Here is a 13696-nt window from a genome sequence, read left to right on the forward strand (position 1 = left end):
GCGGGCTTCACGCCACGGGGCCACGCGGGGTAAACTACACGCAAGTTTGCGGGGTACGTCGGGGGGAGCTGGAGGTCGGAGTGGATGAGCGTGGTGCCGCCGTCGTCGTCGAGGACGACGCGGACATTCGGACACTCCTCGCTGGGCTGCTGACGCAGTCCGGCTTCGAAGTCCACCAAACTTCCAACGGCACCGACGGCGTGCGTGCCGTGATGGAGCACGACCCGGTCATCGTGACCGTGGACCTCGGACTGCCCGACATCGACGGCTTCGAGGTGGCCCGTCGCATCCGCCGCGTCACCGACGCCTACATCCTGATGCTGACCGCCCGCACCGAGGAGATCGACACCCTGATGGGGCTCGACGCCGGCGCCGACGACTACATCACCAAGCCCTTCCGCCCGCGCGAGCTGCGGGCGCGGATCGAGGCCATGCTGCGGCGTCCCCGCGTGCAGCGGCCGGCCGGGCCCGCCGTCAACGGCGAGCTGTGGACCCCAAGCAGCGCGTCGCCCCCGACGCAGGTCGCCCACGGCGTGCCGGGTGCTCCGATCAGCACCCCCGGCACCGCGGCCTCGGCCGCTCCCACGCCCTACTCGGCGGCGACGGCGTCGGAGCAGGCGACCAGGCGCGAGGAGATCTCCTACCGCCTCGACGGGCTCGAGTTGTTCCCCAACCTGTACCGGGTGACGGTCGAGGGCGACGACGTGCAGTTGACGCCCACGGAGTTCATCCTGCTGCGCACGCTGCTGACCTCGCGTCGGATGGTGCGTTCCAAGGCGCAGCTGTTCCGGACCCTGCGTGACGAGGAGCCGGATGCCGGCACGTTCGTCTCGGATGCCGACGAGCGCACCATCGAGGTCCACATGGGCAACCTGAGGCGGAAGCTGGGCGACGACCCGCGTCGTCCTCGCTGGGTGGAGACCCTCCGCGGCGTCGGTTACCGATCGGCCGGTCTGCCTCAGGCGGGGGACCAGGGGCTCTGACCCCGGCTGGTGCGCTCTGTCACACTGGCCACAAATGCGCGCAGCCGTGCGTTGGTCTCCTCGGCGAGGACTTTCAGGTCCAGGATCGCGGCGGACAGCTTGTCGTTGCACAGCCACACCACGTCGGCGAGGGGGTTCTCCTCGACGGTCTGCTGCAGTTCGCTGACAAGTTCCGCCAGCGCGGCGGCACCCGCCATCGTCGACGACGTGCGCAGGCTGAGCGCGGCGTCGTGCCAGTCCTCGAGGTCGTGGGCGGCGAGGGCGTGCTCGACGCGTGCGATCCGAGTCTGGAGCAGGTCCGCGTACCGGTCCACGAAGGTGCACAGAAGAACTGGGTCGCCGAGATCGTCTCCCAGGCGACCCAGTACTCGTGCATCGAGGACGGGCACAGTGCTCATAGGGCAATGATCGATGCCCAGACGCGAGTCTCGCCCCCGTAATCCCGAAGGTTCCCCTCAAGTGAGCCTCAAGATCTACCAAGGCTCAACCTAAACTCAAGTTCAAATCATCTGATGTCTGCCGTGAACATTGTCGCAACCTTTTGGCAGACCTGACGCGGACCTTGAGCCGTCCACGGTTGAGTACCAGATGTCGGAGGAATCCCGGGATCTCGGGGGAAATCCCGGGTTCCATCCGCCACCAAGGACACGAGCAGACCGGTTGACGCCCCAAGTTTCGGGGGAAATGAGCACCAGGTGTTGCCTGCGGATTGCAGGTGCAACGGGTGGGGATGGCGTCACCGGCCTGTTCGTGTTTTGTCATGTGTGCGAGCTGCGATTCCGGGGCGTCGCGGGCTGACCGCCTGCGCTGAAATCGGCCCCTTCCCATACATACAGATTCCAGTTGACGTAAAGCTTCTGCAATCTTGCGTAACCGTTTACAGGTTCTTGGGAATCAAGTGGTTTAGTTGTTCAACAACAGCCAGGGATGTGGTCCCACGACAAGAGGAGAGAACCATGAACAAGATGATCAAGGGAGCCGCAGTGGCCGGACTCGGTGTTGCGCTGCTCCTCGGCGGAGCGGGCACCCTCGCAGTCTGGAACGACGCCGCCGAGTCCAATGCTGGCGCCATCGTCGCCGGCGACCTCGAGGTCACCGCAGGGAGCGGCCAGTGGGAATCCAACCTCTCTGGCGTCGTCGCCGACATCGCGCAGTACCGAGTGATCCCGGGTGAGACCCTCACCTACAGCCAGGTCCTGGACGTCGTCCTGGTCGGTGACGAGTTGGAGGCCGTGCTGAGCGTCACCGGGACAGGCGTGAACAAGGACTTCAAGTCCGAGAACGTGGAGGTCTCCGAGCCGACGCTGACCAACTCCGCCGGTGAGGTCCTGCCCACCACCGTCCTGACCGAGCAGTCGCCCGACGAGGTCACCGCCAGCGTCAGCTTCGTGTTCAAGGACACCACCTCCGGTCGGGACAGCGTGACCGCCACGTACGACTTCTCCGGAATCGGTTTCCTGCTCGAGCAGCAGGCCCCCACCGAGAACTGACCAACACCTGCCCGACCACACCGCGAAAGGACTGAACCATGACCGCCAGGAACGTGCTCCGCGTCACGGCGGTCATGGTCATCGCGGTGCTGGCGGGGGTGCTGGCGGTCCAGGGCACCTGGGCGCTGTGGAACTCGGCAGTGGCCAGTGGCGCCCAGAGCGTCCGGGCCGCCGACTTCCAGGTCAACCTCAACGGCAACCCGACGATCGTCGACGGCTCGGCCGTCACGGTCTCCCTCGGGGACGTCGGGACGCTGACGCCCGGGGCCACGATCCATGCCGCGGTCAACGCCACCGTACCCACCGACGCCGGGGCCGAGTTCACCGTCCTGGCCACCGTGGGTTCGCCGCAGGTGCAGCAGGCATCCGTGGCCGCGCTGCCGGACCACCTCCGGTTCCAGGTGGCCCCGGCCCCCGGCTCCGGCAAGTGTGCCGATGTAGCTGCTTGGACGCCCACCGCCACCGCCACCATCGGCAAGGGAGGCGCAGCTGGGTTCTGCGTCCAGGTCCAGATGCTGCCCGGGGCGCCGGAGAGTCTCCAGGGGGCCACCGCCACCATCGCCATTCCCGTATCGGTCACCCAGACGCAGTAGGAGGCGCACATGCTCCAGCCACCCCGCTCACACGCACGACGCGCGCAGCGCAGGCTGCCGGCCCCCGTTCGGTTCGTCGGCACCGCGCTGTCCCACCTGCTGCTGTGGACCTGCGTGCTCGCGGCACTGGTGCTGCTCGTCGTCCCCTTCGCCACCGGATCCCAGACCTACGCCGTCCTGACCAGCTCGATGGCACCGGGATACCCGCCGGGCACCCTGATCGTGGTGAAGCCACAGCCCTACGAGTCGCTCGAGGTGGGAGATGTCGTCACCTACCAGCTCGAGTCCGGCAAGCCTGCCGTCATCACGCACCGCATCACCGGCTTCGCCTCGGACCAGGCGGGCAACCGGATGCTCGTCACCAAGGGAGACAACAACGACGTCGCGGATCCCGAACCTGTTCGGGAGGTGCAGGTGCGCGGCACGCTGTTCTACGCCGTGCCGTACGCCGGCTACCTCGCCAACGCGCTCGGACGGACTGACCGTGGTGCCCTGCTCAACGTGGTGGCGTTCGCCCTCATCGGATACGGAGCGATCACCGTCGGTCTCGGGGCCAGGGGTCGCCGACTCGCCGGGGAGTCCTCGCGTGGGAATGGAGGCAGCCGGTGACTGCCAGCGCCCGGACGCCACGGACCCGGCGAGCCGCCGTCGTCGTCTTCCTGGTGGTTTTCTGCGTGGGGCTCGGCTGGCGTGGCGCCGCGGCCCTCTGGGCCCAGGAATCGACGGCGGAGGCCTCGGTGAGCGTGGGGACATGGGCAGAGTCCGGCACGTGCGAGTCCCCGACCTCCGGCGAACTGCCCCCGGGACAACTCTCCAGCACCTTCGGATGGGGCCAGATCAAGGACGGCCACTTCACGTTGATGTTCCACCAGTGGAGCGGCCAGGCCGTTGGCGAGGTCGAGTTCTGCCAGGACGGGGCCTCGCTCGGCATGGTCCGGGTCGACCCGGACAGGGCCTACGCCGAAGTGCAGATCGACGGCCTCCCCGACGGGACCTACGAGTTCACCTACCTCGTGCGCACCAGCGCAGGCGAGGTCCGCAGGAGCCAGCCGCTGGTCATCACAGTGACCGAGGCGAAACCGGGGACGCCGACGCTGCGGTACGACAGCTCGGCGAAGATCCTCTACGTGAACCTCTACCAGGGAACCCCGGCAACCAGCTACCGCATCCTCCAGGACGGTGTCGAGATCACGTCCGGAGGCTTCGCCGAGGATCCATGGGGCAGCCACGAAGTCACCGTGGCCCTCGGGCACCTCGCGGCCGGTAGCTACGAGTTGGTGGCCGAGTACTCTAACGAGTTCGGCGCCACCACCTCCGCGATCACCGTGGTCATCCCATGACCCGGCTGCACGACACGCCGTCGGAAATTAGCGGCCCGCCCGCCACGTGCGACCATTCAGGCATGAACGTGGAATCGATCCTGCCCGTCGAGCAGGAACTGTGGGGCGGCGTCGACTGGCAACTGGGTGCCCATCCCCGCCCGGACGGCACCACCTTCGCCGTCCATGCACCCCTGGCGACCAGGGTCCAGCTCGAGTTCTACACCGCGGCGACGGGCACCGACGCCGCGGCCGGCTTCCTGCTCGCCAAGGGCGCCGACGGCACGTGGCGCGCGAAGTTCACCGGCGTCGGACTCGGCGACCTCTACGCCTTCCGCGTCTGGGGCGCCAACTGGACCCACCACCCGGACTGGACCCCGGGCTCGGAGGCGGGCTTCGTCGCGGACATGGACGAGCACGGCAACCGCTTCAACCCGAACAAGGTGCTGTTCGACCCGTACGCCTACGAGATCACCCACAACATGTACTCCGACGTCATCGCGGACGAGGGCATGGACAACGGCATCTTCGGCACCGGCGGCGACGACTACCGCGGGCGTCCCCGGCGGCAGTGGGACACCGGCCGGTACGCGCCCAAGGGCGTGGTCATGGCCGACACCACGCCGCTGGTGGCCAAGCCGCGGATCAAGGGCAAGGAGTCCGCGATCTACGAGGTGCAGGTGGAACAGCTCACCGGCCACCCGTCGGTGAGCCGGCTCTCGGAGATCCTCGCCGACGAGCCGGGCTACGGCGACGTCGTCGACATCCCCAAGGAGTTGCGCGGCACATACAAGGGCGCCGGGATGATGGCGCCATACCTCAAGGCGCTCGGCTTCACCACCATCGAGCTTTTGCCCGTGCACGAGACCAACGTGTCCGAGTCCGGCCGCGCGGGCCTCACCAACCAGTGGGGCTACATGACGCTGTCCTACTTCGCGCCCAGCCGGCGGTTCTCGTCGGACCGCAGCGTCGGCGGCCCCACGCGCGAGTTCAAGGAGATGGTCAACGCGTTCCACGAGTGCGGGCTCGAGGTCTACCTCGACGTCGTCTACAACCACAGCGCCGAGGGCGGCAACTGGAACGGCGACGTCGACACCGTCGGCTTCACCACCCTGGGCGGGTTCGCGGCGTCGGACTACTACGTCATGACTGGCGACAAGATGCTCGTCGACGGTGCCACCGGCACTTCCAACCAGCTCAACTTCTCCTCCGACGCGGCCCAGCAGCTGGTGCTGGACTCGCTCGCCTACTGGTCGCGGGTGATGGGGGTCGACGGCTTCCGCTTCGACCTCGCCACCGTGCTCGGCCGCAAGCCCGAGGAGGCCGATCCCGACGACTGGCAGCACCAGAAGCGCTTCTTCACCGACCACCCCCTGCTGACGGGGATCGCGGAGTGGGCGCGCAAGGAGCACGTCGAGGTGATCGCGGAGGCGTGGGACCTGTGGGGCTACGAGGTGGGCAACTTCCCCCGCGGCTGGGGCGAGTGGAACGGACGCTACCGCGACGCCGTGCGCCGCTTCACCAAGGGCGACGGCAACACGTCGGCCTTCCTGGACATGCTCAACGGTGACCACCACCACTTCCACGACAACGACGGCGCCCAGAAGACCATCAACTTCGTCGACGCCCACGACGGCTTCACCATGGCCGACCTGGTCAGCTACCAGGAGAAGGTCAACGACCAGCCCTACCCGTTCGGGCCCTCCGACGGCGGCACCGACGACAACCTCTCCTGGGACTCCGGCGGCTCCCGGGCGCTGCGGCGCCAGCGCGTGCGCAACCTGTGGACCCTGCTGTTCTTCTCCCGCGGCGTCCCGATGGTGGTGGCCGGCGACGAGTTCGGCCGCACCCAGAACGGCAACAACAACCCGTGGGCGCTGGACAGCGTCGCCATGACCAACAACTACGCGATGATCAACAAGTCGACGCCGCACCGCGTGATGATCTCACCCCAGGTCGCGGGCGAGTACCACGACAACTTCGGCCGCTTCCACAACGCCCCCAACGTCAACGGCCTGTTCCGGTTCGCGACGTTCGTGTCCAACCTGCGCCGCCGCCACGAGTCGCTGCGCCAGGAGAGCTACGGGGACCTGATCCCGGACAACCAGGACGTCTCCTACCTGTTCCACACGCCCAGCATGCAGGGCCACCCCGTCGACGGCGACCGCGCGCTGTCGGTGCACATCAACTCACCCGACGACGACTTCTGGCTGATGGTCAACATGGCCTCCGAGCCGGTCGAGTTCGACGTCCCCGAGGCGCAGGAGGGACGCGTGTGGCGGCTCCTGATCGACACCGCCACCTGGGCCGAACCCGCGCACAACTTCTGGCCCGAGGGGGAGGGCATGGTGGTGCGCCACGGCGTGATCGTGGAGCCGTGGTCGATCGTCGTGTGGCACGACAACCCCATCACCGACGACCTGCTCGGCCCCACGGAGTCGTAGTGGGACGAGCACACCCCGGTATAGGCTTGCGCTGACTGGATGGAGACACCGATGAGCACAGGCAAGGCCTCGGCAGGCGCCCCTGACGACGGCGTCAGCCGCAGCGACATCGAGGCGCTTGCGGCGACGCGCAGTGACTTGGGAGCGGACTACGAGCCGGCGCTGCTGGACAACTTCGCGGAGAAGGTGGAGGCCGCCATCGACGCGCGCGTCTCGGCCGAACTGGCCCGACGGGGCGGCTCCCAGCAGCCGGGGGAGTACCACTTCCAGACCCAGCACGGCCACGGCGCCGTGCCCCTGCGACAGGGCCCCGCCCCGGTGGTCGGCGGTGGCCAGCAGTTGGCGCTCGGCATCATCTCGCTGGTGTCGTTCATCCCGATCTCGATCGCGCTGGGCGTCAACGGCCAGTTCCTCGCGCTGCTGGTGACGCTGGCCGCCATCGTCGGCGTCAACGTCGCCCACTCGCAGCTGTACAAGGGCAAGGGGCAGCACTGACGACCCGGCCCGCCGAGAGCCCGCTGCACTGGCGGCAGCTGTTCCGCCTCGGGCCCAATGACGAGTACCACTGGCTCGGCCTGCGCGCCGGGGTCGGCGTCCTGCTGCCGCTCGCCGTCCTCGCGGCATCGATCGCCTCGACCTCGCCGTGTTCGCCATCTTCGGCGCGTTCACCGGCATCTACGGCCGCAACCGCGGCCACCTCGACAGGCTCGTCGCCCAGACCCGGTGCGGCGCGCTGTTCTTCGTGGTCATCCTGGCGGCCAGGCTGACGTCGTCGCAGCTGGTGGACCACGGCACCCGTGCCGGACTGTGGACGGTGGTGGGGCTGACCACCTTCGTCGCCTGGATCGGTTCGGTGCTCGCCGGCTACCTGCGGCTGCGGCCCGGCGGCTCCCTGTTCCACATCTTCGCCTACGCCGCCATCGCGTCCTCGCCGACGCTGCCGCCGGTGGCCGAGGGCATGCTCACGGCGTTCCTGGCCATCGTCTTGTCCATCGTGGTCGGGCAGCTCGGCCGGTTCTCGCCCCGTCGTCGCACCGAGTGGAAACGCCTCGAGAACCAGCCGCTGAGCAGGGAGCAGCAGCGCACCATCTGGCTGGACTCGCTCGCGACGCTGGTGGCGGCGGATGCTGCGGGTGCGATCGCCATCGTGGCCGAGCCGTTGTTCTCCACCGGGCACCAGTACTGGGCCATGGTGGCGGCCGTCGTCCCGCTCGTCGGGCACACCACCCGGCACCGCCTCGCCCGCGGCGTGCACAGGATTCTCGGCACCTACGTCGGGCTCGGGTTCATCGTGGTCATCATCCTGATCGACCCCAGCCTGTGGGTGGCGGTGCTGATCATCGGCCTGTGACAGGTGGGAGCCGAGACCTACATCGCCCGCAACTACTTCCTGGGCCAGATGTTCGTCACGCCCATGGCCATCATCGGCGTCGGCCTGGCCGGCGGGATCGGCTGGAACCTCCTGTGGGACCGGCTGATCGAGACCACCATCGGCGCGGTGGTCGGCATGACCGTGGCCGTGGCGGCGTGGTGGTTCGCGAAGCAACGCCGACTCCGGTTGGCCGCGGCCGGCACCCCCGACGTCGAGCCTGAGTGAGCCCGGGGCAGACATCATCGGTGGGGCTGACGCGCAGCCCCACCGATGACTCCCGGCCCAACCGTCCCCCGATCGGCGGACCGGCTCCAAGCGGAGGTGACGCTAGCGTCGAGCCCTCGCGGGCGACGGTGCGGCCACCGCCCCGACCGGTCGGTCCCCCGATCCGACGGTCGGGCCGCAGGTCCTCGGACCCGCAGCGGTGGACGGCAGGATCCTGCTCGTCACGCTTCCTCGTGGATGAGCCCCCTTCACAGGGTTCTCGACATTCATGAGCGCCCGGGCCCGTTCCTGATACATCCGGTTCAGGAATTCCTTGACGCGCGCCCCGCGAATCAGCCGGCGGCGGCCAACGTGAACGGCAGCACCGACGGCGCCCCGGCCCGGCGCAGCAGCCGAGCGGCGACGGTGAGGGTCCAGCGGGAGTCGGCCAGATCGTCGACCAGCAGGACGGGCCCGGCCAGCGAGGGCAGCACGTCGGCCATGGCGGGCGGCACCACGAACCGGTCCCACACGTCGCGCACCCGGAAGGCGCTGTTGGTGGAGCGGGTCAGCTCACCGGCGCCGGGTGCCAGCTCGAGCGGGCCGAGGGGCTGCAACCGTCCGGCGGTGGCGATCCCCGTCGCCAGCGACTCCACCAGCTGCGGCCGCGAGAGGCTGGGCAGCCACACCACCGCCGCGGGCCGCTCGTCCCAGCCCCACTCCTTCAGCACCCGCACGACGGCGCGGGCCAGCTCGGCGGGGACCTCGGCGTCGACGGGGCGACCGTCGGCGTCGCTTCGGAACAGCTCCCGCAGCGCCCCGCCCCAACCCAGGTCCGTCAGGCGTGCCACCGCGCGACCCTCCAGGAACTGCTCGCCGGGCGGCACCTTGCCCTTGACGGGTTTGCCGTCGGCGCGCACCCCCAACTGGTCCAGGCCGCTGGGCCAAAGCGCCCGAGGCGCCAGTGGGACGCCCACCCGGTCCAGCGTCGACTGCGCGGACTCCTGCTGCTCCACCGCCACTTCGGTGGGGTACCAGGCGGAATCGCACACGTCGCAACGGCCGCAGGGTGCCGAGTGCGGGTCGTCAAGCTGCTCGGTGAGGAACGCCATCCGGCAGGACTCGCCCCGCTCATAGGTGAGCATCGCGTCCTGCTCGGCCCGGCGGGCCTCCGCGATCCGCTCGTAACGGTCCTTGTCGTAGGTCCATTCCGCGCCGGTGGCCACCCAGCCGCCCTGCACGTACTCGACGGCGCCGTCGACGGCCAGCACCTTCAGCAGCAGCTCCAGCTGCCCCCGCTTCAGGTCCACCCGCGCCTCCAGCGCGGGCACGGAAAGCGGCTTGTCAGAGGCCGCCAGCGCGCCGATCACCGCGTCCGCCCGCGCCTGCGTCGGCATCGCGTTGGTGGCGAAGAAGTGCCAGATGTCACGGTCCTCCGGGCCCGGCAGCAGCAGCACGTCGGCGTTGTCCGTGGCGCGGCCGGCGCGGCCCACCTGCTGGTAGTACGCCACGGGCGAGCTGGGGGCGCCCAGGTGCACGACGAAGCCCAGGTCCGGCTTGTCGAAGCCCATCCCCAGCGCCGATGTGGCCACCAGCGCCTTCACCTCGTTGGCCTTCAGCGCCTCCTCCGCCGCCAGCCGCTCGGCAGCGTCCGTGCGCCCCGTGTAGGGCAGCACCCGGTGGTCGGCCTTCGCCAGCGCCGCGGCCGTGTCCTCGGCGGCCGAGACCGTCAGGCAGTAGATGATGCCGCTGCCCGGCAGCGAGTCCAAGTGCTGGGTGAGCCAGGCCACCCGTCGCCACGTGGTCTTGAGGTCCAGCGCGCCCAGCCGCAGCGACGTCCGCGCCAGCGGCCCGCGCAGAGTGAACACCTCGTGGCCGCCGGCACCCATCTGCTCCTCGACGTCGGCCACCACCCGCTCGTTGGCCGTCGCGGTGGTGGCCAGCACCGGCACCGTCGACGGCAGCTCGGCGATCAGGTCCCGGATGCGGCGGTAGTCCGGCCGGAAGTCGTGGCCCCAGTCGCTGATGCAGTGCGCCTCGTCGATCACCAGCAGCCCCATGACAGACAGCAGCCGGGGCAGCTGTTCGGCCCGGAACCGCGGGTTGACGAGGCGTTCCGGTGAGACGAACAGCACGTCGACGGCGTCGTCGGCCAGCAACTGCTCGATCTGGCCCCACTCGGTCACGTTGGCCGAGTTGATGGCCACCGCCCGCACCCCCGCCCGCTCCGCGGCAGCCACCTGGTCCCGCATCAGGGCCAGCAGCGGCGAGACGATCAGCGCCGGCCCGGCCCCCGCCCGGCGCTGCAGCAACGATGCGATGAAGTACACCGCGGACTTTCCCCACCCCGTGCGCTGCACCACCAGCGCCCGCTCATGGTCCGCCACCAGCGCGTGGATGGCCTCGAACTGGCCGGCGTGGAACTGCGCCTCCGGATTGCCGGTCAGGTCCCGCAGCACCGCCTCCGCCTCCTCGCGCAGGCCCTCGGCGCCGCGCTCGATCCGGCGCGCGGGCTCGACCACCGGAGCCGGCCGCGTCGGCTCTGCGGGTGCCGCGCCGGCGGGCGGTTGAGCGTCGTCGGCGGGCGCGGGAGCGTCGTCGAACGGGTCCGGCGGCAGCTCCCACTCCTCCGGCGGCGGCTCGTCGTCCCAGAACGCTCGATCAGTCATGGGCCCAACCCTGTCACGTCCCGGTGACATCGCGTCACCCCCGACCCCGCAGCTGTGGAAAACCCACTCGGACCCGCGGGGTCTGGGGTCCGGCCCCCGTCGATGGAACAATTGCATCCATGCGCAAGCTGATCATCTGCGTCCTCGTGGCCGTGGGGTCCCTCCTCGTGGCGTGCACGCCGACGACTGACCCCACCACGCCGACCGCCTCGCCGACTGAATCCGACTCCCCGTCGGCCTCGCCGTCGGTGGCCGGGGCCCGGTTCGCGCTGATGTTGGTGGACGCCTCCGCGGCCGGTTCCGTGCAGCTGCTGAACGCCGCCATCGAGCAGGCCGAGACGCTCGGGGTGGAGATCGCCACCTTCGACGCGGAGGGCGACGAGGACCGCCTGCCGGACCTGGTGGCATCGGCCATCGAGGCCGGCTTCGACGCCGTGCTGGTGGAACCCCTCTACTGGAACGGGCTCGAGGGTGTTGCGAAGAAGGCCAAGGAGGAGGGCGTCCCCTTCGTCCTGGTCGGCCGGCAGGCCGATGCCCTCGGCGACGCCAACTCCTACGTCGGGCCGGACCCGGGTGAACTCGCCCGCGTCCAGATGAACGGCGTCGTCTCGCTGCTGGAGGGGGAGGGTCGGATCGCGGTGCTCACCGTCGTGCCGCGCACCCCCTTCTACTACGCGTTCGAGGAGGGCTACGACGAGGTGCTGTGGGAGAACACCGGTGTGGAGGTGGTCTTCACGCAAGCGGCCAACGGCAGCCCGAGCCAGGCCGCCGACGACGTCCGGGGCTGGCTCAACCAGACCGAGGACCCGGAACTCGACCTCATCGTCGCCCAGAACGACCTGATGGCCGACGCCGCCCGCGAGGTGCTGGCCGAGGAGGGCCGCGACGACATCGGCGTGGTCGGTATCGGAACCACCGACGCCACCCTCAACGCCCTGCTCGAGGGCGCCCCCGGCGGCACCGTGTGGACCAGCCAGCACGAACTGGGCATCCGCGCCGTCGAGGTGGCCTCGGCCCTGGTGCTGGGTGATCCGGTGGAGGCCAACAGTTTCGTGCCCGGCGCCGAATGGGTGGACGCCACCAACGTCAACCAGTACCTGATGGAGTGACGCGTTCAGTGCGAGGATGGGGCCCATGCCCAGTGCGAAGAAGCCGGCGGTCGAACTCGAAGTGGGCGGACGCACCGTCCGCCTCTCCAGCCCTGACAAGGTGTACTTCCCCGAGCCGGGGCACACCAAACTGGACGTGGCGCAGTACTATCTGGCCGTCGCCGACGGCATCGTCCGCGCCCTGCGCGAGCGGCCCACCATGCTGCACCGGTTTCCCGACGGGCTCGCGGGGGAGAAGGTCCACCAGAAGCGCATCCCGCGCGGCGCCCCGGACTGGGTGGAGACCGTCGAGCTGTTCTTCCCGCGCTACGAGCTGACCGCCGACGAGCTCTGCGTCACCGAACCCGCCCAGGTGCTGTGGGCCGTCCAGATGAGCACCGTCGAGTTCCACCCCTGGAACGTGCGCCGCGCCGACGTCGACCGGCCCGACGAGTGGCGGATCGACCTGGACCCCGGCCCGGCAGCCGACTTCGGCCGGGTCCGCACCGTCGCCGACGCCGCCCACCACCTCCTTGACGAACTCGGTATCACCGGTTACCCGAAGACCAGCGGCGGCAGCGGCCTCCACGTCTACGTCCGGATCGCGCCCGAGTGGGAGTTCGACGACGTCCGCCGCGCCGCCCACGCCTTCGCGCGCGAACTGGAGCGGCGCCTTCCCGAGGACGTCACCACCGCCTGGTGGCGCAAGGACCGGGACCCGGCCGCGGTCTTCGTCGACTACAACCAGAACGCCCGCGACCACACCATCGCCGCCGCCTACTCCCTTCGCGGCGTCCCCGGCGCGACGGTGTCCGCCCCCATCCGCTGGGACGAGCTCGACGCCGTCGAACCCGCGGAGCTCAACCTCGCCAGCATGCCCGCCCGCTTCGCCGAACTCGGCGACCTGCATGAGGGCATCGACGACGAGGCATTCCGCCTCGAGACCCTCTTGGAATGGGCCGACCGCGACGATGCCGACCCCGCCTCCCAGGCGTCACCACCGCCGCGCGACGACGGGGGCGCGGGCAAGGGTAAGTCCCGCCAGCAGGTGGCTCGGGGCCACGTCGCCCGCGTCCGCCGGGAGCAACGGGACAAGGGCTGAGGCCGCCAAGCCCTTTTGCTGCCCCGCCATCTGGGGGATACTTCTTGCATGGGACGGGCTACCCCCTGGGACCCCGAGGTGGACGAACTGGAGCGGTCCCTCAAGCAGATCGAGGTCGAACTGCGCGGCGACCTCGATGCTCTCCTCGTGTGCCGTCTCGTCACCGTCCTGAACCGACAGTGCCCGCTGCGCAGTGTCGGCGCCTCGCCCATCAAGGACACCGCCCGGCTGCGGTTCGCCGACGGGCTCTCGGTCATCGCCCACTCCCCGGAGGGCAGCGCCCTGCTCCGGTTGCTGCTGCCGCTGCACCGCGGAGCGTCGGTGCTCCTGGAACGGGTGGAGCGCACCGACGACGGGGTGCTGGCCACCCTCCGCTGGGCCCCGCACCACAGCATCCGCGCCGTCGTCACGGGCTTCGACCAGGTGGACTGA

General features: G+C 69.7%; 12 protein-coding genes and 1 pseudogene. 11 read left to right on the top strand and 2 right to left on the bottom strand.

The features are described from left to right. The first annotated feature begins 80 nt into the window (after positions 1-80). Positions 81-983, top strand: a complete 903-nt coding sequence (locus tag ACYU7G_RS03045) for a response regulator transcription factor (RefSeq protein WP_461104632.1) — start codon at positions 81-83, stop codon at positions 981-983. Here ACYU7G_RS03045 and ACYU7G_RS03050 read toward each other — a convergent pair. Continuing rightward, entirely contained in the window at positions 959-1381 is a 423-nt protein-coding gene (locus ACYU7G_RS03050) for a hypothetical protein (protein WP_461104634.1), read from the bottom strand. The genes ACYU7G_RS03045 and ACYU7G_RS03050 overlap by 25 nt on opposite strands. Positions 1382-1939: 558 nt before the next feature. Here ACYU7G_RS03050 and ACYU7G_RS03055 point away from each other — a divergent pair. From ACYU7G_RS03055 to ACYU7G_RS03085, 7 genes and pseudogenes are all read left to right on the top strand, one after another. Beyond that, positions 1940-2473, top strand: a complete 534-nt coding sequence (locus ACYU7G_RS03055; protein WP_461104636.1) for an alternate-type signal peptide domain-containing protein — start codon at positions 1940-1942, stop codon at positions 2471-2473. 38 nt (positions 2474-2511) lie between these two features. Beyond that, positions 2512-3066 carry a hypothetical protein gene (locus ACYU7G_RS03060; RefSeq protein ID WP_461104638.1) on the top strand — a complete coding sequence of 185 codons (555 nt, stop codon included), beginning with the start codon at positions 2512-2514 and terminating at the stop codon, positions 3064-3066. Positions 3067-3075: 9 nt separating this feature from the next. Further along, positions 3076-3675, top strand: coding sequence for a signal peptidase I (locus ACYU7G_RS03065; RefSeq protein ID WP_461104640.1), 600 nt, complete (start codon positions 3076-3078; stop codon positions 3673-3675). Continuing rightward, positions 3672-4406 (top strand): early set domain-containing protein, encoded by a 735-nt coding sequence (locus ACYU7G_RS03070; protein WP_461104642.1) that lies wholly within the window; start codon positions 3672-3674, stop codon positions 4404-4406. The genes ACYU7G_RS03065 and ACYU7G_RS03070 overlap by 4 nt, the downstream gene beginning before the upstream one ends. Positions 4407-4468: 62 nt before the next feature. After that, positions 4469-6829 (top strand): alpha-amylase family glycosyl hydrolase, encoded by a 2361-nt coding sequence (locus ACYU7G_RS03075; protein ID WP_461104644.1) that lies wholly within the window; start codon positions 4469-4471, stop codon positions 6827-6829. Positions 6830-6880: 51 nt separating this feature from the next. Then, on the top strand, positions 6881-7324 hold the full coding sequence (locus tag ACYU7G_RS03080; RefSeq protein WP_461104646.1) for a hypothetical protein: 444 nt from the start codon (positions 6881-6883) through the stop codon (positions 7322-7324). Between the two features lie 358 nt (positions 7325-7682). Then, positions 7683-8426, top strand: a pseudogene (locus tag ACYU7G_RS03085) (FUSC family protein). 332 nt (positions 8427-8758) lie between these two features. On the opposite strand, the gene ACYU7G_RS03090 reads toward ACYU7G_RS03085, so the two are convergent. Beyond that, complete coding sequence (locus tag ACYU7G_RS03090; protein ID WP_461104648.1) at positions 8759-11074, bottom strand: RecQ family ATP-dependent DNA helicase; 2316 nt, start codon at positions 11072-11074, stop codon at positions 8759-8761. 119 nt (positions 11075-11193) lie between these two features. On the opposite strand from ACYU7G_RS03090, the gene ACYU7G_RS03095 reads away from it, so the two are divergent. The 3 genes from ACYU7G_RS03095 to ACYU7G_RS03105 are packed head-to-tail and all read left to right on the top strand — an operon-like array spanning position 11194 to position 13696. Then, the gene (locus tag ACYU7G_RS03095; RefSeq protein ID WP_461104650.1) at positions 11194-12183 is read left to right on the top strand and encodes a sugar ABC transporter substrate-binding protein; all 990 of its coding nucleotides are present in this window, start codon (positions 11194-11196) and stop codon (positions 12181-12183) included. Between the two features lie 25 nt (positions 12184-12208). Next, complete coding sequence (ligD, locus tag ACYU7G_RS03100) at positions 12209-13264, top strand: non-homologous end-joining DNA ligase (RefSeq protein ID WP_461104652.1); 1056 nt, start codon at positions 12209-12211, stop codon at positions 13262-13264. A 48-nt stretch (positions 13265-13312) separates the two neighbouring features. Next, positions 13313-13696 (top strand): hypothetical protein, encoded by a 384-nt coding sequence (locus tag ACYU7G_RS03105; protein ID WP_461104654.1) that lies wholly within the window; start codon positions 13313-13315, stop codon positions 13694-13696.

Source organism: Tessaracoccus terricola (genome assembly GCF_054776555.1).

Bases quoted from the DNA above. Each gene is read 5' to 3' on its own strand.
- ACYU7G_RS03050 (WP_461104634.1), bottom strand. From the start codon at position 1,381: ATGAGCACTGTGCCCGTCCTCGATGCACGAGTACTGGGTCGCCTGGGA.
- ACYU7G_RS03055 (WP_461104636.1), top strand. From the start codon at position 1,940: ATGAACAAGATGATCAAGGGAGCCGCAGTGGCCGGACTCGGTGTTGCG.
- ACYU7G_RS03060 (WP_461104638.1), top strand. From the start codon at position 2,512: ATGACCGCCAGGAACGTGCTCCGCGTCACGGCGGTCATGGTCATCGCG.
- ACYU7G_RS03065 (WP_461104640.1), top strand. From the start codon at position 3,076: ATGCTCCAGCCACCCCGCTCACACGCACGACGCGCGCAGCGCAGGCTG.
- ACYU7G_RS03075 (WP_461104644.1), top strand. From the start codon at position 4,469: ATGAACGTGGAATCGATCCTGCCCGTCGAGCAGGAACTGTGGGGCGGC.
- ACYU7G_RS03080 (WP_461104646.1), top strand. From the start codon at position 6,881: ATGAGCACAGGCAAGGCCTCGGCAGGCGCCCCTGACGACGGCGTCAGC.
- ACYU7G_RS03090 (WP_461104648.1), bottom strand. From the start codon at position 11,074: ATGACTGATCGAGCGTTCTGGGACGACGAGCCGCCGCCGGAGGAGTGG.
- ACYU7G_RS03095 (WP_461104650.1), top strand. From the start codon at position 11,194: ATGCGCAAGCTGATCATCTGCGTCCTCGTGGCCGTGGGGTCCCTCCTC.
- ligD (WP_461104652.1), top strand. From the start codon at position 12,209: ATGCCCAGTGCGAAGAAGCCGGCGGTCGAACTCGAAGTGGGCGGACGC.
- ACYU7G_RS03105 (WP_461104654.1), top strand. From the start codon at position 13,313: ATGGGACGGGCTACCCCCTGGGACCCCGAGGTGGACGAACTGGAGCGG.